General features: G+C 50.2%; 17 protein-coding genes. 9 read left to right on the top strand and 8 right to left on the bottom strand.

The features are described 5' to 3' along the window. Nucleotides 1-58: 58 nt before the first annotated feature. Nucleotides 59-274, bottom strand: a complete 216-nt coding sequence (gene ydgT, locus HEN33_RS04925) for a transcription modulator YdgT (RefSeq protein ID WP_000217950.1) — start codon at nt 272-274, stop codon at nt 59-61. Nucleotides 275-546: 272 nt separating this feature from the next. Continuing rightward, complete coding sequence (gene blr, locus HEN33_RS04930) at nt 547-672, bottom strand: division septum protein Blr (RefSeq protein WP_176263035.1); 126 nt, start codon at nt 670-672, stop codon at nt 547-549. A 242-nt stretch (nt 673-914) separates the two neighbouring features. Here blr and HEN33_RS04935 point away from each other — a divergent pair, with 242 nt between their 5' ends. Next, nucleotides 915-1955, top strand: coding sequence for an oxidoreductase (locus HEN33_RS04935; protein WP_176263000.1), 1041 nt, complete (start codon nt 915-917; stop codon nt 1953-1955). Between the two features lie 35 nt (nt 1956-1990). On the opposite strand, the gene add is transcribed toward HEN33_RS04935, so the two are convergent. From add to malX, 3 genes are all read right to left on the bottom strand, one after another. Further along, complete coding sequence (add, locus tag HEN33_RS04940; protein ID WP_176263001.1) at nt 1991-2992, bottom strand: adenosine deaminase; 1002 nt, start codon at nt 2990-2992, stop codon at nt 1991-1993. 103 nt (nt 2993-3095) lie between these two features. Next, a complete protein-coding gene (malY, locus tag HEN33_RS04945) occupies nt 3096-4268 on the bottom strand; it encodes a bifunctional maltose regulon transcriptional repressor/cystathionine beta-lyase MalY (protein ID WP_000459390.1) in 1173 nt (390 codons plus the stop codon). A 9-nt stretch (nt 4269-4277) separates the two neighbouring features. Beyond that, complete coding sequence (gene malX, locus HEN33_RS04950) at nt 4278-5870, bottom strand: PTS maltose transporter subunit IICB (RefSeq protein ID WP_000125609.1); 1593 nt, start codon at nt 5868-5870, stop codon at nt 4278-4280. Nucleotides 5871-6044: 174 nt separating this feature from the next. On the opposite strand from malX, the gene malI reads away from it, so the two are divergent. The 6 genes from malI to uidC all read left to right on the top strand — a co-directional run bounded on the left by malI (nt 6045) and on the right by uidC (nt 13637). After that, nucleotides 6045-7073, top strand: coding sequence for a mal regulon transcriptional regulator MalI (gene malI / locus HEN33_RS04955; RefSeq protein ID WP_000179513.1), 1029 nt, complete (start codon nt 6045-6047; stop codon nt 7071-7073). Between the two features lie 111 nt (nt 7074-7184). Further along, complete coding sequence (gene hdhA / locus HEN33_RS04960; protein WP_000483362.1) at nt 7185-7952, top strand: 7-alpha-hydroxysteroid dehydrogenase; 768 nt, start codon at nt 7185-7187, stop codon at nt 7950-7952. A 220-nt stretch (nt 7953-8172) separates the two neighbouring features. Continuing rightward, entirely contained in the window at nt 8173-8763 is a 591-nt protein-coding gene (gene uidR / locus HEN33_RS04965; protein WP_000969092.1) for a DNA-binding transcriptional regulator UidR, read from the top strand. Nucleotides 8764-9151: 388 nt separating this feature from the next. Then, nucleotides 9152-10963, top strand: coding sequence for a beta-glucuronidase (gene uidA / locus HEN33_RS04970; RefSeq protein WP_176263002.1), 1812 nt, complete (start codon nt 9152-9154; stop codon nt 10961-10963). After that, complete coding sequence (uidB, locus tag HEN33_RS04975) at nt 10960-12333, top strand: glucuronide transporter (protein WP_105278793.1); 1374 nt, start codon at nt 10960-10962, stop codon at nt 12331-12333. Before uidA ends, uidB begins: the two co-directional genes overlap by 4 nt. A gap of 38 nt (nt 12334-12371) precedes the next feature. Beyond that, nucleotides 12372-13637, top strand: a complete 1266-nt coding sequence (uidC, locus tag HEN33_RS04980; RefSeq protein WP_176263003.1) for a glucuronide uptake porin UidC — start codon at nt 12372-12374, stop codon at nt 13635-13637. A 44-nt stretch (nt 13638-13681) separates the two neighbouring features. On the opposite strand, the gene HEN33_RS04985 is transcribed toward uidC, so the two are convergent. Together HEN33_RS04985 and manA are read right to left on the bottom strand one after the other, a co-directional pair. Continuing rightward, complete coding sequence (locus HEN33_RS04985; RefSeq protein WP_176263004.1) at nt 13682-15190, bottom strand: YdgA family protein; 1509 nt, start codon at nt 15188-15190, stop codon at nt 13682-13684. A gap of 100 nt (nt 15191-15290) precedes the next feature. After that, nucleotides 15291-16466 (bottom strand): mannose-6-phosphate isomerase, encoded by a 1176-nt coding sequence (manA, locus tag HEN33_RS04990; RefSeq protein WP_176263005.1) that lies wholly within the window; start codon nt 16464-16466, stop codon nt 15291-15293. 198 nt (nt 16467-16664) lie between these two features. Here manA and fumB point away from each other — a divergent pair, with 198 nt between their 5' ends. Together fumB and fumC are read left to right on the top strand one after the other, a co-directional pair. After that, the gene (fumB, locus tag HEN33_RS04995; protein WP_000066639.1) at nt 16665-18311 is read left to right on the top strand and encodes a class I fumarate hydratase; all 1647 of its coding nucleotides are present in this window, start codon (nt 16665-16667) and stop codon (nt 18309-18311) included. Nucleotides 18312-18453: 142 nt separating this feature from the next. Then, nucleotides 18454-19857, top strand: coding sequence for a class II fumarate hydratase (fumC, locus tag HEN33_RS05000; RefSeq protein WP_176263006.1), 1404 nt, complete (start codon nt 18454-18456; stop codon nt 19855-19857). Here fumC and tus read toward each other — a convergent pair. Further along, nucleotides 19854-20783, bottom strand: a complete 930-nt coding sequence (gene tus, locus HEN33_RS05005) for a DNA replication terminus site-binding protein (RefSeq protein WP_176263007.1) — start codon at nt 20781-20783, stop codon at nt 19854-19856. The genes fumC and tus overlap by 4 nt on opposite strands. Between the last annotated feature and the right edge of the window lie 22 nt (nt 20784-20805).

Here is a 20805-nt window from a genome sequence, read left to right on the forward strand (position 1 = left end):
GGCAAATCTAATTTTAGGGGCGTTATTATAAGGCTTTTATAACCGATCGCTACTTTCTTTATTGGACATAGTGCCAGACGGACTTCGGTACCTGGCCGAGGTCAAACAAACGCCCGCCAGAAACCAGCTCTGCGCGACGGTGATCGGCAGCACGATACATATTGATCAGTTCCTGATCGTCCGTCAGGGTGTAATTAAGATGGTCGTAGAGTTTTTCCAGACTTTCGAGTGAACTGATTTTGCGAAATTTTAATAAGTAGTCCTGAACAGTCATAAAAGGTCCATAAAATAATTAATACCAAAGGGGTAGGTATTATTAGTGATGATAAAATTTCACCAAAAGTGAACGTTTGTATTATTACATTAATAAGAATGCGCTGATGGTAAATATTCAGGGATGAAAAACTGCTCTGAAAAGAGTAACGCGCTTTACTATCCCTGACAATCATCAACAACATCGAACAAGATAATAAATTCCTGGTTTAATATCCGACAAGTTAAAACATGCACCCGGTCGGGCAGCATGTCGCTCTACAAGAGTAGAGCTTACTTGTGTTGTACCGTAGCACTCTGTTCAGGTGGCTGATAGTTGTCAATGTGACTCGCCACGCCAATAAGAATGACTGAAACGACAAGAACGATCCAACCTGTTAATTCAATAAGACGATTCATTACAGCCCACATCTCTGTTGATTGATCCATTAACTTCAGGGGGTAAATGTTACTTAGCAATAATAGCTCCAGCAAGATTTTTACTGAGGTTTTTGCGATATTTAGCTTTTGTCGTTGGAAAATTCGCTATTTTTTTGACTTAAGTTAAACAACATCCCTTATTGCTGGCAGGTTATTAAACTGTTGAGCGAGGGTAAAGGATAGTGTCAAATAGCCATCATACTTCAATGAGAGGCAATGACATGAGCGACAACATCCGTGTTGGGTTGATTGGGTATGGTTATGCGAGCAAAACCTTCCATGCGCCCCTGATTGCGGGCACGCCCGGGCTGGAACTGGCGGTAATCTCCAGCAGCGATGAAACAAAAGTAATAGCCGACTGGCCAACGGTTACGGTTGTCTCTGAGCCGAAGCATCTGTTTAACGATCCCAACATAGACCTGATTGTCATCCCTACACCCAACGATACCCATTTCCCGTTAGCCAAAGCGGCTCTTGAGGCGGGTAAACATGTGGTCGTTGATAAACCCTTTACCGTGACACTGTCACAAGCACGAGAGCTGGAAGCGCTGGCAAAAAGCCTGGGGCGTGTGCTGTCTGTATTCCATAACCGTCGCTGGGATAGCGATTTCCTGACGCTAAAAGGTTTGCTCGCGGAAGGCGTACTGGGTGAAGTTGCTTACTTTGAGTCTCATTTTGACCGCTTCCGTCCGCAGGTGCGCGATCGTTGGCGTGAACAGGGCGGCCCTGGCAGCGGTATCTGGTACGATTTAGCACCGCATCTTCTTGATCAGGCCATTACGCTATTTGGTTTACCGGTTAGCATGACGGTAGATTTGGCACAGTTACGGCCCGGAGCGCAGTCGACTGATTATTTCCACGCCATCTTGTCCTATCCGCAGCGGCGAGTCATTTTACACGGCACCATGCTGGCAGCCGCTGAGTCAGCACGTTATATCGTGCATGGATCCCGAGGCAGTTATGTGAAATATGGCCTCGATCCACAGGAAGAACGTCTGAAAAATGGCGAGCGTCTGCCGCAGGAAGACTGGGGCTACGATATGCGTGATGGCGTACTTACCCGCGTGGAAGGTGAGGAACGTGTCGAAGAAACGCTGTTGACAGTGCCGGGGAATTATCCGGCTTACTATGCGGCTATTCGTGATGCGTTAAATGGCGATGGTGAAAATCCGGTTCCGGCAAGTCAGGCAATCCAGGTAATGGAGTTGATTGAGCTGGGCATCGAATCCGCCAAACATCGCGCGACTTTGTGCCTTGCGTGAAAAGGGGATGGTGCAATTAGCACCATCCATTTTTGTTACTTCGCGGCGACTTTTTCTCGCAGTGCGCGTTTTTCCTCTGGGCTGAGGAAAGCCATTTCCAGACCATTAATCTGCGCCTGGCGGATTTGCTCGCGGGATAACCCAGCAGCTGGCGCGGCAACGGTATATTCGTGAATGATATCCACTCCCTGTACGCCGGGATCGTCAGTGTTAATGCTGGCACGAATGCCATGCTCAAGGAACGTTTTCAGCGGATGTGCCGCCAGCTCTGCCACGGTGCTGGTCTGAATATTGGAGGTCAGACAGGATTCAATACCAATTTCCTGCTCGGCGAGAAAATCCATCAGCGCCCGATCTTCAATGGCTTTTACGCCATGTCCAATACGCTCCGCCCCCAGTTCACGAATCGCCTGCCAGATGCTTTCCGGCCCGGCAGCTTCGCCTGCATGGACGGTAATATGCCAGCCCGCATCACGCGCGCGGTTGAAGTGAGAAAGGAACAGACTTCCCGGGAAACCAAGTTCATCACCGGCTAAATCAAGTGCGGTAATCTGGTCACGGTGGGCTAAAAAGGCCTCCAGTTCTTGCTGACAGGCGGCTTCACCGAAGGTCCGGCTCATAATGCCGATAAGCTTCGCCTGCACACCAAAGGTGCGGCAACCTTCACGTACGCCATCGATCACCGCTTCGACAACACCCGCTACAGGCAGCTGATGTGCCATTGCCATGTAGCCCGGTGAAAAACGCAGCTCGACATAGTGCAGGCCGTTACGGGCTGCATCTTCAATGTTTTCAAATGCCACGCGGCGGCAAGCATCAAGAGAGGCGAGAACTTTAACGCCCCAGTCAAGTTTGGTCAGAAAGCTCACAAGATCGGGTTCGTTGGCAATGACCTGAACGTGGGGAATCAGTGTTTCTAGGGATTGTGCAGGAAGCGAGATATTATACTGGCGGCCAAGTTCAAGAATGGTCTGGGGACGAATGTTGCCATCAAGGTGGCGATGGATATCAGTTAATGGCAGGGTGGTATCAATCATGGTCGCACTCTTTTTCTGGATATAAAAGTGCGCACCATTATAAAAACAAAGCAGGGTAAAAATCCACGATTGCGCAACGATTTTTTACGTTGCGCAATTGGGGTTAACGAACAGCGCGGATGGCGTTAATTAATCCAGCAACACCTTTTTCCAGTTTCGAACGCGGGCAGCCGGCATTGAGACGAACAAAACCACGACCTTCTTCACCGTAGGTATACCCCGGCATGATCGCGACCTTCTCTTGCTCGATAAGCGCTTTTTGCAACGCGTTGTCGTCAATATTCAACGGACGTAGATCAAGCCAGGCCAGATAAGTGGATTGCGGGATCTGCCAATTGAGTTCAGGGAACGCGGCGTTCATTTTATCTGCAATATACGTCAGGTTATCTTTCAGATAGACGCGTAAGGCATCCAGCCACGGCGCGCCTTGCTGATAGGCGGCGATATGGGCAGTTAACGCCAGTACTGAAGGGGAAGAAAGGCCATCACGTCCTTTCAGTGCCGATAAATAGGCATCACGGCTGCTGCTATTTTCTATAATCCCGTAAGCACCGGTCAGGGCGGGAATATTGAAACTTTTCGATCCCGACGTCAGCAACGCCCAGTCTCCCCGCGCCACATTACTCCATGGAATATGCGGCTGCTCGCCCCAGACCATATCCATATGGATTTCATCGGAAATAACCCGCACACCATGACGCTCGCACAGGTCAGCCATGATCTCCAGCTCATCGCACGTCCACACTTTCCCGGTAGGATTCTGTGGGCTACACAGGAGCATAATTTTACATTCTGGTTTCGCCAACACGGCTTCCAGCTTGCCCATATCGCAAAACCAGCCGTCAGCCCGCTTCTCTAAAGCGACGGGCATTACTGTGCGCTGGTTACCTTCAATGGCCTTGTAAAATGCGTCATAGGCGGGTGTGTGGATCACCACACCTTCACCTTTTTCAGACCACTGACGAATCAGTTCCGAGACCATGTAGATAACAGAAGGGCCATACACCACCGACTGCGTATCAATTGCGGTGTAATGCTGGGTGGAAAACCAGTGGGCAATAGCCGCGAGAAACTCATCGTTTTTCCAGCGGCTATAGCCAAACACGCCGTGCATCAGGCGCTGATTCAGCGCCTCGATAATGCAGGGGGCAGTGGCAAAATCCATGTCTGAAATCGTGAACGGTAACAGGTCAGCAGTGCCGAAACGGTCAGCGACATAATCCCACTGCGTACACCATGTGCCATGACGATCCACGACCTTTGAAAAATCGAACATATCTTATCCTTATGCCTGGACAGTATGCATCAGACCGGCCATTTCATCTTTTACTGACTGAACTTGTGGCCCGATAACAACCTGCAGGTTATGTTGATTAAGTTGTACTACGCCAATTGCCCGATTGTCCTTCAGTGCCTGCACATTAACAAGCGACATATCTTTCACAGACAAACGCAGACGGGTAATGCAGTTATCGAGGCTGACAATATTGTCGGCACCGCCTAAGGCTTCGAGGATTGCCGGAACGTTGTAACCTGATTTACCCGGCGCACCGGCAACGGCTTTTTCGATTGAGCTGGCAACTTCGCTATCGCGCCCCGGGGTTTTCAGATTGAAGCGGGTGATAGCGAAACGGAAGATGACGTAGTAAACGACAAACCAGATTGCCGCCACCACTGGCACCATGTACCACTTGGTTGACAGACCATGCAAAATACCGAACACCACGAAGTCGATGATATTGCCGTCGGTATTACCGATGGTGACGCCGAGCACCGACATGACAGTGAAGCCGAGGCCGGTTAACAGCGCGTGGATGACATACAGAACTGGCGCTACGAACAGGAACAGGAATTCCAGCGGTTCGGTCGTGCCGCCAACGACACAGGCGATCAGGCCAGAAATCAGCAGCCCTTTAATTTTATGGCGATTTTCCGGGCGCGCGCAGTGATACATAGCTAACGCTGCACCTGGCAGACCGCCGAGAAACGCAGGCATTTTGCCTTGCGAAAGGAAACGCGTGGCGCTTTCAGAAAAACCGTGAGTGGTCGGGCAACTCAATTGCGCCTGGAAGATGGTCAGTGCGCCGCTGACGGTTTGACCGCAGACTTCCTGCGTGCCGCCTGCGTCGGTAAAGCGAATTAATGCCACCAGAATGTGATGAAGACCAAACGGCAACAGCAGACGTTCACCGGTACCAAACAGCATCGGTCCGAAATCACCCGCGCTGTTTATCATATGGCCTAAGCCGCTAATACCCATGGCGAAAATCGGCCAGACTAACGGAATCACCAGACCGACAAGGCCCATCACCAGCGAGGAGATGATTGGCACGAAGCGCGTACCGCCGAAGAATGCCAGCGCATCCGGCAGGCGGATATTATGGAAACGCTCATGGAGCATCCAGACGATAATACCGGCGATCACCGCACCGAGGATCCCTGTATCGATCGACTGGATCCCAAGAATGCTCTGAATGTTATTGGCTTTCAGAACCGCGGCGTCCGTGGTTGGCAGAATGCCTTTATTGGTCAACCAGAAGTTTACCGCGAGATTCATTACCGCATAACCGACAAAGCCAGCAAATGCCGCTACACCTTTGTTTTCGCGTGCCAGGCCCAGCGGGATGGCGATACAGAACATGACTGGCAGGAAACTAAAAGCAAACGAGCCAATCTTACTCATCCAGGTAAAGATAGCCTGCAACACGGGGTTGCCCAGGACCGGGATCAGGGTGATGACATCGTGGCTACTAAGGGAACTACCAATGCCGAGCATAATGCCGCAGAACGACAATAATGCCACGGGTAGCATGAAGGTTTTGCCTAACTGCTGGAAGAACTCCCACAGCGTGACTTTCGGTGCTGTTTTCGCCGTCATAAAACGACTCCTCGTAGAGAACAATCTGGATTCAGTAAATTGCGCGAGAAGATAAAACGTTTTATCAAATTTTAGTGAGGCACAAATCACATTACGCAACGATAATAGCGGGTATAAGATAAATAAAAGGTAAAACGTTTTATCTGTCACATAATCAGGGAGTAGGTCATCTGCATGGCTACCGCCAAAAAAATAACCATTCATGATGTTGCGCTGGCTGCGGGCGTGTCGGTAAGTACCGTTTCGCTGGTGCTAAGTGGCAAAGGGCGAATCTCTACCGCCACAGGAGAACGCGTTAACGCCGCCATTGAAGAGCTGGGATTTGTGCGCAACCGTCAGGCGTCGGCGCTGCGCGGCGGGCAAAGCGGCGTCATTGGTTTGATCGTCCGTGATTTATCTGCGCCGTTTTACGCCGAATTAACGGCCGGATTGACGGAAGCTCTGGAAGCGCAGGGACGGATGGTTTTTTTGCTTCACGGCGGTAAAGACGGCGAGCAGCTGGCACAACGGTTTTCACTGTTACTGAATCAGGGGGTCGATGGTGTGGTAATTGCCGGGGCTGCAGGAAGCAGCGATGACCTGCGACGGATGGCAGAAGAAAAAGCTATCCCGGTGATTTTCGCTTCCCGTGCCAGTTATCTTGATGACGTTGATACGGTTCGCCCGGACAACATGCAGGCTGCACAGTTGTTGACGGAGCATCTCATTCGCAATGGGCATCAGCGTATCGCCTGGCTGGGAGGGCAAAGTTCCTCATTAACCCGGGCAGAACGGGTGGGGGGCTATTGTGCGACTCTACTAAAATTTGGCCTGCCGTTTCACAGCGATTGGGTGCTGGAGTGCACTTCCAGCCAGAAGCAAGCCGCGGAAGCTATCACGGCGCTTTTACGTCATAACCCGACCATCAGCGCCGTGGTTTGCTATAACGAAACTATTGCGATGGGGGCATGGTTTGGTTTGCTGAAAGCAGGGAGGCAAAGCGGGGAAAGCGGAGTCGATCGTTACTTTGAGCAACAGGTTTCGTTGGCGGCATTTACCGATGCAACGCCAACCACACTTGATGATATACCCGTTACCTGGGCCAGCACGCCAGCGCGGGAACTTGGTACCACACTTGCGGATCGCATGATGCAAAAAATCACCCATGAAGAGACGCATTCACGCAATCTTATTATTCCCGCCCGGCTCATTGCGGCGAAATAATCCTCTCTTTATCTGCTATACCTGGTAGTGTCCTTTCCTCAAGGTTAATGATAAAAAATGTGGCACACAGGCGGTGCCTTTTATTTTTACTGAAGTTCACAGGAGGTTTATGTGTTTAATTCTGACAACCTGAGACTCGACGGAAAATGCGCCATCATTACAGGTGCGGGTGCAGGTATTGGTAAAGAAATCGCCATTACATTCGCGACAGCTGGCGCATCTGTGGTGGTCAGTGATATTAACGCCGATGCAGCTAATCATGTTGTAGATGAAATTCAACAACTGGGTGGTCAGGCATTTGCCTGCCGCTGCGATATTACTTCCGAACAGGAACTCTCTGCACTGGCAGACTTTGCCGTCAGTAAGCTGGGTAAAGTTGATATCCTGGTTAACAACGCCGGTGGCGGTGGTCCTAAACCGTTTGATATGCCAATGGCAGATTTTCGCCGCGCTTATGAACTGAATGTATTTTCTTTTTTCCATCTGTCACAACTTGTTGCGCCAGAAATGGAAAAAAATGGCGGTGGCGTTATTCTGACCATTACTTCTATGGCGGCAGAAAATAAAAATATCAACATGACCTCCTATGCATCATCTAAAGCTGCGGCCAGTCATCTGGTCAGAAATATGGCGTTTGACCTGGGTGAAAAAAATATTCGGGTGAATGGCATTGCGCCGGGGGCAATATTAACCGATGCCCTGAAATCAGTTATTACACCAGAAATTGAACAAAAAATGTTACAGCACACGCCGATCAGACGTCTGGGCCAACCGCAAGATATTGCTAACGCGGCGCTATTCCTTTGCTCGCCTGCAGCCAGCTGGGTAAGCGGACAAATTCTCACCGTCTCCGGTGGTGGGGTACAGGAGCTCAATTAATACACTAACGGACCGGTAAACAACCGTCCGTGTTGTTTACCGGGATAAACTCATCAACGTCTCTGCTAAACAACTGGCAACCAAATCACGGATATTGGTTAACCAATTTACGAGTGAAAAGTATACGAATAGAGTGTGCCTTCGCACTATTCAACAGCAATGATAGGCGCTCACCTGACAACGCGGTAAACTAGTTATTCACGCTAACTATAATGGTTTAATGATGGATAACATGCAGACTGAAGCACAACCGACACGGACCCGGATCCTCAATGCTGCCAGAGAGATTTTTTCAGAAAATGGATTTCACAGTGCCTCGATGAAAGCCATCTGTAAATCTTGCGCCATTAGTCCCGGGACGCTCTATCACCATTTCATCTCCAAAGAAGCCTTGATTCAGGCGATTATCTTACAGGACCAGGAGAGGGCGCTGGCCCGTTTCCGGGAACCGATTGAAGGGATTCATTTCGTTGACTACATGGTCGAGTCTATTGTCTCTCTCACCCATGAGGCCTTTGGGCAACGGGCGCTGGTGGTCGAAATTATGGCGGAAGGGATGCGTAACCCACAGGTCGCCGCCATGCTTAAAAATAAGCATATGACGATCACGGAATTTGTTGCCCAGCGGATGCGTGATGCCCAGCAAAAAGGCGAGATAAGCCCAGACATCAACACGGCAATGACTTCACGTTTACTGCTGGATCTGACCTACGGTGTACTGGCCGATATCGAAGCGGAAGATCTGGCGCGTGAAGCGTCGTTTGCTCAGGGATTACGCGCGATGATTGGCGGTATCTTAACCGCATCCTGATTCTCTCTCTTTCCGCGGGCTGGTGACAACTGAGCCCGCGTTTCATATCGTAATTTCTCTGTGCAAAAATTATCCTTCCCGGGTTCGGAGAATTCCCCCCAAAATATTCGTCGTAGCCATATGTCATGAGAGTTTATCGTTTTTAAGATACTCGAACGAACGTTCGATTGCTTATTTTATGGCTTCTGTCAACGCTGTTTTAAAGATTAATGCGATCTATATCACGCTGTGGGTATTGCAGTTTTTGGTTTTTTGATCGCGGTGTCAGTTCTTTTTATTTCCATTTCTCTTCCATGGGTTTCTCACAGATAACTGTGTGCAACACAGAATTGGTTAACTAATCAGATTAAAGGTTGACCAGTATTTTTATCTTAATGAGGAGTCCCTTATGTTACGTCCTGTAGAAACCCCAACCCGTGAAATCAAAAAACTCGACGGCCTGTGGGCATTCAGTCTGGATCGCGAAAACTGTGGAATTGATCAGCGTTGGTGGGAAAGCGCGTTACAAGAAAGCCGGGCAATTGCTGTGCCGGGCAGTTTTAACGATCAGTTCGCCGATGCAGATATTCGTAATTATGTGGGCAACGTCTGGTATCAGCGCGAAGTCTTTATACCGAAAGGTTGGGCGGGCCAGCGTATTGTACTGCGTTTCGATGCGGTCACTCATTACGGCAAAGTGTGGGTAAATAATCAGGAAGTGATGGAGCATCAGGGCGGCTATACGCCATTTGAAGCTGATGTCACGCCGTATGTTATTGCCGGGAAAAGTGTACGTATCACTGTTTGTGTGAACAACGAACTGAACTGGCAGACTATCCCGCCGGGAATGGTGATTACCGACGAAAACGGCAAGAAAAAGCAGTCTTACTTTCATGATTTCTTTAACTACGCCGGGATCCATCGCAGCGTAATGCTCTACACCACGCCGAATACCTGGGTGGACGATATCACCGTGGTGACGCATGTCGCGCAAGACTGTAACCACGCGTCTGTTGACTGGCAGGTGGTGGCAAATGGTGATGTCAGCGTTGAACTGCGTGATGCGGATCAACAGGTGGTTGCAACTGGACAAGGCACCAGCGGGACTTTGCAAGTGGTGAATCCGCACCTCTGGCAACCGGGTGAAGGTTATCTCTATGAACTGTGCGTCACAGCCAAAAGCCAGACAGAGTGTGATATCTACCCGCTGCGCGTCGGCATCCGGTCAGTGGCAGTGAAGGGCGAGCAGTTCCTGATTAACCACAAACCGTTCTATTTTACTGGCTTTGGTCGTCATGAAGATGCGGATTTGCGTGGCAAAGGATTCGATAACGTGCTGATGGTGCACGATCACGCATTAATGGACTGGATTGGGGCCAACTCCTACCGTACCTCGCATTACCCTTACGCTGAAGAGATGCTCGACTGGGCAGATGAACATGGCATCGTGGTGATTGATGAAACTGCAGCTGTAGGCTTTAACCTCTCTTTAGGCATTGGTTTCGAAGCGGGCAACAAGCCGAAAGAACTGTACAGCGAAGAGGCAGTCAACGGAGAAACCCAGCAGGCGCACTTACAGGCGATTAAAGAGCTGATTGCGCGTGACAAAAACCACCCAAGCGTGGTGATGTGGAGTATTGCCAACGAACCGGATACCCGTCCGCAAGGTGCACGGGAATATTTCGCGCCACTGGCGGAAGCAACGCGTAAACTCGACCCGACGCGTCCGATCACCTGCGTCAATGTAATGTTCTGCGACGCTCACACCGATACCATCAGCGATCTCTTTGATGTGCTGTGTCTGAACCGTTATTACGGTTGGTATGTCCAAAGCGGCGATTTGGAAACGGCAGAGAAGGTACTGGAAAAAGAACTGCTGGCCTGGCAGGAGAAACTGCATCAGCCGATTATCGTCACCGAATACGGCGTGGATACGTTAGCCGGGCTGCACTCAATGTACACCGACATGTGGAGTGAAGAGTATCAGTGTGCATGGCTGGATATGTATCACCGCGTCTTTGATCGAGTCAGCGCCGTCGTCGGTGAACAGGTATGGAATTTCGCCGATTTTGCGACCTCACAAGGCATATTGCGCGTTGGCGGTAACAAGAAAGGGATCTTCACCCGCGACCGCAAACCGAAGTCGGCGGCTTTTCTGCTGCAAAAACGCTGGACTGGCATGAACTTCGGTGAAAAACCGCAGCAGGGAGGCAAACAATGAATCAACAACTCTCCTGGCGCACCATCGTCGGCTACAGCCTCGGTGACGTCGCCAATAACTTCGCCTTCGCAATGGGGGCGCTCTTCCTGTTGAGTTACTACACCGACGTCGCTGGCGTCGGTGCCGCTGCGGCGGGCACCATGCTGTTACTGGTGCGGGTATTCGATGCCTTCGCCGACGTCTTTGCCGGACGAGTGGTGGACAGTGTGAATACCCGCTGGGGAAAATTCCGCCCGTTTTTACTCTTCGGTACTGCGCCGTTAATGATCTTCAGTGTGCTGGTATTCTGGGTGCCGACCGACTGGAGCCATAGCAGCAAAGTAGTGTATGCATATTTGACCTACATGGGCCTCGGGCTTTGCTACAGCCTGGTGAATATCCCTTATGGTTCACTTGCTACCGCGATGACCCAACAACCACAATCCCGCGCCCGTCTGGGCGCGGCTCGCGGGATTGCCGCTTCATTGACCTTTGTCTGTCTGGCATTTCTGATAGGACCGAGCATTAAGAACTCCAGTCCGGAAGAGATGGTGTCGGTATACCATTTCTGGACGATTGTGCTGGCGATTGCCGGAATGGTGCTTTACTTCATCTGCTTCAAATCGACGCGTGAGAATGTGGTACGTATCGTGGCGCAGCCGTCATTGAAGATCAGTCTGCAAACCCTGAAACGGAATCGCCCGCTGTTTATGTTGTGCATCGGTGCGCTGTGTGTGCTGATTTCGACCTTCGCGGTCAGCGCCTCGTCGTTGTTCTACGTGCGCTATGTGTTAAATGATACCGGGCTGTTCACTGTGCTGGTACTGGTGCAAAACCTGGTCGGTACTGTGGCATCGGCACCGCTGGTGCCGGGGATGGTCGCGAGGATCGGTAAAAAGAATACCTTCCTGATTGGCGCTTTGCTGGGAACCTGCGGTTATCTGCTGTTCTTCTGGGTTTCGGTCTGGTCACTGCCGGTGGCGTTGGTTGCGTTGGCCATCGCTTCAATTGGTCAGGGCGTTACCATGACCGTGATGTGGGCACTGGAAGCTGATACTGTAGAATACGGTGAATACCTGACCGGCGTGCGAATAGAAGGGCTCACCTATTCACTATTCTCATTTACCCGTAAATGCGGTCAGGCAATCGGAGGTTCAATTCCTGCCTTTATTTTGGGATTAAGCGGATATATTGCCAATCAGGTGCAAACGCCGGAAGTTATTATGGGCATCCGCACATCAATTGCCTTAGTACCTTGCGGATTTATGCTGCTGGCATTCGTCATTATCTGGTTTTATCCTCTCACGGATAAAAAATTCAAAGAAATCGTGGTTGAAATTGATAATCGTAAAAAAATGCAGCAGCAATTAATCACCGATATCACTAATTAATATTCAATAAAAATAATCAGAACATCAAAGGTGCAACTATGAGAAAAATAGTGGCCATGGCCGTTATTTGCCTGACGGCTGCCTCTGGCCTTACCTCTGCTTACGCGGCGCAACTGGCTGACGATGAAGCGGGACTACGCATCAGACTGAAAAACGAATTGCGCAGGGCGGATAAGCCCAGTGCTGGCGCGGGAAGAGATATTTACGCATGGGTACAGGGAGGATTGCTCGATTTCAATAGTGGTTATTATTCCAATATTATTGGCGTTGAAGGCGGGGCGTATTATGTTTATAAATTAGGTGCTCGTGCTGATATGAGTACCCGGTGGTATCTTGATGGTGATAAAAGTTTTGGCTTTGCCCTGGGTGCAGTAAAAATAAAACCCAGTGAAAATAGCCTGCTTAAATTAGGTCGCTTCGGGACGGATTATAGTTATGGTAGCTTACCTTATCGTATTCCGTTAATTGCTGGCAGTTCGCAACGTACATTACCGACAGTTTCTGAAGGAGCATTAGGTTACTGGGCTTTAACGCCAAATATTGATCTGTGGGGAATGTGGCGGTCACGAGTATTTTTATGGACCGATTCAACAACCGGTATTCGTGATGAAGGGGTTTATAACAGCCAGACGGGAAAATACGATAAACATCGCGCACGTTCTTTTTTAGCCGCCAGTTGGCATGATGATACCAGTCGCTATTCTCTGGGGGCATCGGTACAGAAAGATGTTTCCAATCAGATACAAAGTATTCTCGAGAAAAGCATACCGCTCGACCCGAATTATACGTTGAAAGGGGAGTTGCTCGGCTTTTACGCGCAACTCGAAGGTTTAAGTCGTAATACCAGCCAGCCCAATGAAACGGCGTTGGTTAGTGGACAATTGACCTGGAATGCGCCGTGGGGAAGCGTATTTGGCAGTGGTGGTTATTTGCGCCATGCAATGAATGGTGCCGTGGTGGACACCGACATTGGCTATCCCTTTTCATTAAGCCTTGATCGTAACCGTGAAGGAATGCAGTCCTGGCAATTGGGCGTCAATTATCGTTTAACTCCGCAATTTACGCTGACATTTGCACCGATTGTGACTCGCGGCTATGAATCCAGTAAACGAGATGTGCGGATTGAAAGCGCGGGTATCTTAGGTGGTATGAACTATCGGGTCAGCGAAGGGCCGTTACAAGGGATGAATTTCTTTCTTGCTGCCGATAAAGGGCGAGAAAAGCGCGATGGCAGTGCGCTGGGCGATCGCCTGAATTACTGGGATGTGAAAATGAGTATTCAGTATGACTTTATGCTGAAGTAAGAAATAACGCCGGAGAGAAAAATCTCCGGCATTTTGGCTGTGAATTACTGCTGCGGAATAGCGGGTACAGCCGGAACGTTTAATGCCGGCATCGCAAACATGCCAACAAAATCTTCCAGTGGCATTTTCTGCCCGTTTAACGTGATCTGACCGTTAGCATATTGCAGGCTGGTGGTGATGGTATTGTCCTGCAAGGTGGTCAGACGGAACATCTGCCCCATTGCTGATGCACCTTCAACTTGCTGTTTCGCCAGTTTTTTCGCTTGATCTTCCTGATAACCTTCCAGCTTCGCTACCTGAGTCATCAACTCAGTTGCCATATCCACCGGAATGGTCAGTTTCGCATCCAGAGATTTAACCGAGCGGTCTACTTCCTGTGCCAGCGTTTGCGGCGCTTCTTTTGTCGTTGCCGGATCTTTCAGGAACAGCGACAGATTCAACGCACTTTCACCCTGACTGTTTTTCCAGCTTAACGGCGCGATAGTAATCACCGGATCGCCTTTCAACATCAGCGGCAGGGCGCTAAAGAAGGCTTCCGTCACTTTCTCCTGATAAAGTTCGGGATTGTTGGCAATCTCTGGCTGTGCCAGAAGCGCCTGAGTTTGCGCGTTATATTGCTGACTAAACTGATGCCAGGCTTCGCCATCAATCTGGCCGACTTTTAAAGTCAGCTTGCCGCTGCCCAGATCCTGATTCTGTACCTTAAGGCTATTTAGCGAGTAATCCAGTTGGCTATTGATCGTTTTACCGTCATTGACCAGATCCGATTTACCGCTGATCTCCATGCCTTCCAGCAGTGCCAGTTCTTTGCCTTCCACTGAAATGGTCATTTTCTCCAGCGACAGTTTTTGGTTTCCTACGCGCTCACCAAAACTTGCCAGCGTGCTGGAACCGTCGGTTTTCAGATTATTAAAGGTCAACTGCACTTTCTGGTTGTATTCGTTAACCGCGTCTACCCGACCACTTTGCGCCTCCCCTGAAAGGGAGATAGTTTTACCGTCTCTGTCAGCATTTAACTGGAACTCGCCGCCGCTAAAGGCGACTTTTTCATCCTTTTGCTCGTAATTCAGTGGCTTGAGCGAAATATCGGAACTGGAATCACCGCTATAACCAATGCGGGAGTTAATCTCAAAAGGCGTTTCACCCTTTGCCATATCAAACAGTGGCTTGCTTACTTCGTTATTGACCAGCGTGGTTTGAATTGATGCCATAGACGGGATCAGGTTCAGTTTTTTAAGCTGGGCAAAGGGGAAGGGGCCATGATCAACTGATTCGTTGAAGATGACGCTCTGACCACTTTTAATCCACGGATTTTCTTTTCCGGCAACGGGTTTCACCAACAGCTGCAACTGGCTGCTGAATACGCCGCGATGATAGTTTTGATAACTTACTTCCAGGTTGGATTCAGGAGCTGTCAGTTTGAGTTGCGCGTTCGCCTGCGCGACCATGTCTTCGAGATGGGTTTCTATCTTCTTGCCTGTATACCATGCGCCGCCTGTCCAGACTACGCCTAGCGCAACAATGACGCCTACCGCTACCAGCGATTTATTCATAATGATTATCCATAAAATGAAATCAGGCGGACTGGCCGCCTGAAGGTGTTATAAGCCTTTAATAAGCTTAGCAAGAGATGTTAATTTTTTCAGTAAGCTCTTACAGCTTGTTGTAAACACGCGCTAAACGGCCGTGGCCTTTGACAGTCACCGGTGATTCGTTGGCGGCAATAAACGCTGATTCACCCGGTTTAAGCTGTAACTGCTGAGAACCTTTACACAGCGTTGCATCGCCTTCGACGCAGAACAAAATGGCGGCACTCTGCTGGCTGATGGTGGTTTCTTCTTCGCTAAGGTCATGCAACGAGAAGGCAAAATCATCCACAGGAATCGGGAAGTCCAGTTCTGCACCTTGTTTCACCGGCTGGGTCAACAACTGGTTAGCCGGTTTGGCTTCGAACTTCACGTTGGCAACCAGTTCCGGAATATCAATGTATTTAGGCGTCAGACCTGCACGCAGCACGTTATCGGAGTTCGCCATCACTTCCAGCGCCACGCCTTGCAGGTAAGCGTGCGGCGTTTCAGCGAACAGGAACATCGCTTCGCCAGGATTCAATTTCACCACATTCAGCAACAGCGGGGAGAACAGACCGCTGTCATCCGGGTAAAATTCAGAAATTAAACGAATCGTTTGCCACGGTTCACCCTGCTGACTGTCGAGGGCCGATTTTAAAATCGCCAGCGCGCGGGATTTTTCTTCCCCCTGCATATTCAGCAGGCTGGCGAACAGTTCGCTTAAACGTTCGGCATCAGGCTGTTGTAAAAAGTGAGCAATCGCCGGATGTGCACCTGCGACTGGCTGGAGTAGGGAGACAATCTCGGAAAACTCACGAAACGCGTTCATCGCAAGGAAAGGCGTCAGCGCAAAAACCAGCTCCGGCTTGTGGTTAGGATCTTTATAGTTACGCTCGGCGGCATCCAACGGAATACCTGCGGCATTTTCTTTGGCAAAACCGATTTCAGAATTGCGTTTGTTTGGATGAACCTGAATGGAGAGCGGCTGTGCTGCGCATAATACTTTGAACAGGAAAGGCAGTTCGCCAAAGCGTTTGGCAACGGCCTCTCCGAGCAGAGTCGATTTATCACTCTCAATCACATCACGCAGTGAAACGATATCTCCGGCGGCATTCTGCACTCGTGAACTGCTTTTCGGATGTGCGCCCATCCACAGCTCGGCCATCGGCTGGCTGGACGGATTTTCCATACCATAAAGTTCAGTCAACGCCGTTTTGCTGCCCCAGGCATAGTTTTGCACTGAGTTAATGAGTTTTTGCATGATCAATCCCTGTTTTAATGTGGAAATTAATCCCGCTATTAAAGCAAGAATCCTACGGGAAGTAACCTGGAGCCGCAAAAAGTCGTACTAGTCTCAGTTTTTGTTAAAAAAGTGTGTAGGATATTGTTACTCGCTTTTAACAGGGCAACGGAACACCCGCCCAGAGCATAACCAAACCAGGCAGTAAGTGAGAGAACAATGTCAAACAAACCCTTTCATTATCAGGCTCCTTTTCCACTCAAAAAAGATGATACTGAGTATTACCTGCTAACCAGCGAACACGTTAGCGTATCTGAATTTGAAGGGCAGGAGATTTTGAAAGTCGCACCCGAAGCGTTAACTTTGTTGGCGCGTCAAGCGTTTCATGATGCGTCATTTATGCTGCGTCCGGCTCACCAACAACAGGTGGCCGACATTCTGCGTGACCCGGAAGCCAGCGAAAATGATAAATATGTGGCGCTGCAATTCCTGCGTAACTCCGACATCGCGGCAAAAGGCGTTCTGCCAACCTGTCAGGATACCGGCACCGCGATTATTGTTGGTAAAAAAGGGCAGCGTGTATGGACCGGTGGCGGTGATGAAGCAGCGCTGGCGCGCGGTGTCTATAACACTTATATCGAGGATAATCTGCGCTACTCGCAAAACGCGCCGCTGGATATGTATAAAGAGGTGAATACCGGCACTAACTTACCAGCGCAGATCGATCTTTATGCCGTTGATGGTGACGAGTACAAGTTCCTCTGTATCGCCAAAGGTGGCGGTTCGGCAAACAAGACGTATCTCTATCAGGAAACCAAAGCGTTACTGACGCCGGGGAAACTGAAAAATTACCTGGTTGAGAAGATGCGCACGCTGGGTACGGCGGCCTGTCCTCCGTATCATATTGCGTTCGTTATTGGTGGAACTTCTGCAGAAACGAATCTTAAAACGGTGAAACTGGCTTCCGCTAAATACTATGATGAACTGCCAACGGAAGGAAATGAGCACGGTCAGGCGTTCCGCGATGTGGAACTTGAAAAAGAATTGCTGATCGAAGCGCAAAATCTTGGTCTGGGTGCGCAGTTTGGTGGTAAATACTTCGCTCACGACATCCGCGTGATTCGCCTGCCACGTCACGGCGCATCCTGCCCGGTCGGTATGGGCGTCTCCTGTTCTGCTGACCGTAATATCAAAGCGAAGATCAACCGTCAGGGGATCTGGATCGAAAAACTGGAACATAATCCAGGCAAATATATCCCGGAAGAGCTGCGCAAAGCGGGAGAAGGCGAAGCGGTGCGCGTTGACCTTAACCGTCCGATGAAAGAGATCCTCGCACAGTTGTCGCAGTATCCCGTTTCTACACGCTTATCGCTGAATGGCACGATTATCGTCGGTCGTGATATTGCTCACGCCAAACTGAAAGAGCGGATGGATAACGGTGAAGGGCTGCCGCAGTACATCAAAGATCATCCGATTTACTATGCGGGTCCGGCCAAAACGCCGGAAGGTTATGCCTCCGGTTCTCTTGGCCCAACGACCGCCGGACGGATGGATTCTTATGTCGATCAACTGCAAGCGCAGGGCGGCAGTATGATCATGCTGGCGAAAGGCAACCGCAGCCAGCAGGTGACGGATGCCTGTAAAAAACACGGCGGTTTCTACCTCGGTAGTATCGGTGGTCCGGCAGCAGTATTGGCGCAGGGAAGTATTAAGAGCCTGGAATGTGTTGAATATCCGGAACTGGGAATGGAAGCCATCTGGAAAATTGAAGTAGAAGATTTCCCGGCGTTTATCCTTGTGGATGATAAAGGAAATGACTTCTTCCAGCAGATACAACTCACACAGTGCACCCGCTGTGTGAAATAAACAGAGCCGCCCTTCGGGGCGGTTTTTTTACATGGCACGAAAGACCAAACATTTGTTATCAAATAGTAAATAATGAGTGAGCTAAAAGTTGCTTAACGAAAGCAAAACAGAAAGAAAAAATTAATCAGGTGAGGAGCAGGCCATGAATACAGTACGCAGCGAAAAAGATTCGATGGGGGCGATTGATGTCCCGGCAGATAAGCTGTGGGGCGCACAAACTCAACGCTCGCTGGAGCATTTCCGCATTTCGACGGAGAAAATGCCCAACTCACTGATTCATGCGCTGGCGCTAACCAAGCGCGCAGCGGCAAAAGTTAATGAAGATTTAGGCTTGCTGTCTGAAGAGAAAGCGAGCGCCATTCGGCAGGCGGCGGATGAAGTATTGGCAGGACAGCATGACGACGAATTCCCGCTGGCAATCTGGCAGACCGGCTCCGGCACGCAAAGTAATATGAACATGAACGAAGTGCTGGCTAATCGGGCCAGTGAATTACTTGGCGGCGTGCGCGGGATGGAGCGTAAAGTTCACCCTAACGACGACGTGAACAAAAGCCAAAGTTCCAATGATGTCTTTCCGACGGCGATGCACGTTGCGGCGCTACTGGCGCTGCGCAAGCAACTCATTCCGCAGCTTAAAACCCTGACACAGACGCTGAATGAGAAATCGCGCGCATTTGCCGATATCGTCAAAATTGGTCGTACCCACTTGCAGGATGCCACGCCGCTAACACTGGGGCAGGAGATTTCCGGCTGGGTAGCGATGCTGGAGCATAATCTCAAACATATCGAATACAGCCTGCCGCATGTAGCGGAACTGGCTATGGGCGGTACAGCTGTGGGTACTGGACTAAATACCCATCCGGAGTATGCGCGTCGCGTGGCAGATGAACTGGCAGTCATTACCTGCGCACCGTTTGTTACCGCGCCGAACAAATTTGAAGCGCTGGCGACCTGTGATGCCCTGGTTCAGGCGCACGGCGCGTTGAAAGGGTTGGCTGCGTCACTGATGAAAATTGCCAATGATGTCCGCTGGCTGGCCTCAGGCCCGCGCTGCGGAATTGGTGAAATCTCAATCCCGGAAAATGAGCCGGGCAGCTCAATCATGCCGGGGAAAGTGAACCCAACCCAGTGTGAGGCATTAACCATGCTCTGCTGTCAGGTGATGGGGAACGACGTGGCGATCAACATGGGGGGCGCTTCCGGTAACTTTGAACTGAACGTCTTCCGTCCGATGGTGATCCACAATTTCCTGCAATCGGTGCGCTTGCTGGCAGATGGCATGGAAAGTTTCAACAAACACTGCGCAGTGGGAATTGAACCGAATCGTGAGCGAATCAATCAATTACTCAATGAATCGCTGATGCTGGTGACTGCGCTCAACACTCACATTGGTTATGACAAAGCCGCCGAGATCGCCAAAAAAGCGCATAAAGAAGGGCTGACCTTAAAAGCTGCGGCCCTTGCGCTGGGGTATCTTAGCGAAGCCGAGTTTGACAGCTGGGTACGGCCAGAACAGATGGTCGGCAGTATGAAAGCAGGGCGTTAATCTGCAACATACAGGTGCAGCCGGGGAATGATCAAACGAAGCGGCTGCGCCTGTGGTTTATAACGGTGTTGCACATTGTCGGCATCGTAATTTAACAACTCCCCAACGTCCGGCACGCCCGCGCCATTATCCCGATTAATCAGCGCAATAAGCGGCGTAGGGCAAGCGTGTTGTACTTGTTTTTGATCTCCCTTGTACCAGACGCGGGCAATCGGCTGCACCTTCACCGGACGTTTGATTTTTAACTTCGCGTCCTGTGGCAGGGTAGCAATATCCTGATACTCTCTCTCCAGTTTTCGTTGCCACTCCTCGCGCGTCCACGGTGCGACACTGCGCGGTGATTTCAGGCTTTTTTCCAGCTGTGCCAGGACTTCATCACGATGCAAATTCTTAATGATATGTTTATTGGCCCAGCCAAAACGTAAAGTGGCGGGGTCGTGCAGAACAGTGAGCGTTCGGTAAGCATTAAGGGTGATCAGCCCCGGCAAATGACGATGCACCCATTCAAAACGCGCCGCTGTGGGAAGTTCTGACTCAACCGTGACGATATGCTCGAACGTAGTCTTGAGTTGATTGATGTGCTGAATATGACTGACCAACGCTGCTTGCGAAAGGTTATCGACCTGGTAACACAACACGCCAGGCAGTCGAACAGCAGCCTTGCTGCTGCGATTTTCGGACTGTTGCTGAATAAACAAATGGCGGAAATGACGTATCGCCAGCGCCTGCGCCTCTTTGCCGAGATGTTGCTTTACCTCAATACGATTAAGCGGATTATGCTCATCCTCTTTTTTCACCTCCGGTAAAGAGAACACGCGGGCAACCAGCAATTTGTGCTGTTCTAGCTCAGCGGCAAATGCAGCTAGCTCTTGTTCCATCTGGCGAAAGGTAGTGTTGAGTCGGTCTAGGAGATCGTAACGCGCCATAATATTAACCACTTTAGTTACA

Source organism: Escherichia sp. 94.0001 (genome assembly GCF_013369155.2).
GTDB lineage: Bacteria > Pseudomonadota > Gammaproteobacteria > Enterobacterales > Enterobacteriaceae > Escherichia > Escherichia coli_F.

Bases quoted from the DNA above. Each gene is read 5' to 3' on its own strand.
- ydgT (WP_000217950.1), bottom strand. From the start codon at position 274: ATGACTGTTCAGGACTACTTATTAAAATTTCGCAAAATCAGTTCACTC.
- blr (WP_176263035.1), bottom strand. From the start codon at position 672: ATGAATCGTCTTATTGAATTAACAGGTTGGATCGTTCTTGTCGTTTCA.
- HEN33_RS04935 (WP_176263000.1), top strand. From the start codon at position 915: ATGAGCGACAACATCCGTGTTGGGTTGATTGGGTATGGTTATGCGAGC.
- add (WP_176263001.1), bottom strand. From the start codon at position 2,992: ATGATTGATACCACCCTGCCATTAACTGATATCCATCGCCACCTTGAT.
- malY (WP_000459390.1), bottom strand. From the start codon at position 4,268: ATGTTCGATTTTTCAAAGGTCGTGGATCGTCATGGCACATGGTGTACG.
- malX (WP_000125609.1), bottom strand. From the start codon at position 5,870: ATGACGGCGAAAACAGCACCGAAAGTCACGCTGTGGGAGTTCTTCCAG.
- malI (WP_000179513.1), top strand. From the start codon at position 6,045: ATGGCTACCGCCAAAAAAATAACCATTCATGATGTTGCGCTGGCTGCG.
- uidR (WP_000969092.1), top strand. From the start codon at position 8,173: ATGATGGATAACATGCAGACTGAAGCACAACCGACACGGACCCGGATC.
- uidA (WP_176263002.1), top strand. From the start codon at position 9,152: ATGTTACGTCCTGTAGAAACCCCAACCCGTGAAATCAAAAAACTCGAC.
- uidB (WP_105278793.1), top strand. From the start codon at position 10,960: ATGAATCAACAACTCTCCTGGCGCACCATCGTCGGCTACAGCCTCGGT.
- uidC (WP_176263003.1), top strand. From the start codon at position 12,372: ATGAGAAAAATAGTGGCCATGGCCGTTATTTGCCTGACGGCTGCCTCT.
- HEN33_RS04985 (WP_176263004.1), bottom strand. From the start codon at position 15,190: ATGAATAAATCGCTGGTAGCGGTAGGCGTCATTGTTGCGCTAGGCGTA.
- manA (WP_176263005.1), bottom strand. From the start codon at position 16,466: ATGCAAAAACTCATTAACTCAGTGCAAAACTATGCCTGGGGCAGCAAA.
- fumB (WP_000066639.1), top strand. From the start codon at position 16,665: ATGTCAAACAAACCCTTTCATTATCAGGCTCCTTTTCCACTCAAAAAA.
- fumC (WP_176263006.1), top strand. From the start codon at position 18,454: ATGAATACAGTACGCAGCGAAAAAGATTCGATGGGGGCGATTGATGTC.
- tus (WP_176263007.1), bottom strand. From the start codon at position 20,783: ATGGCGCGTTACGATCTCCTAGACCGACTCAACACTACCTTTCGCCAG.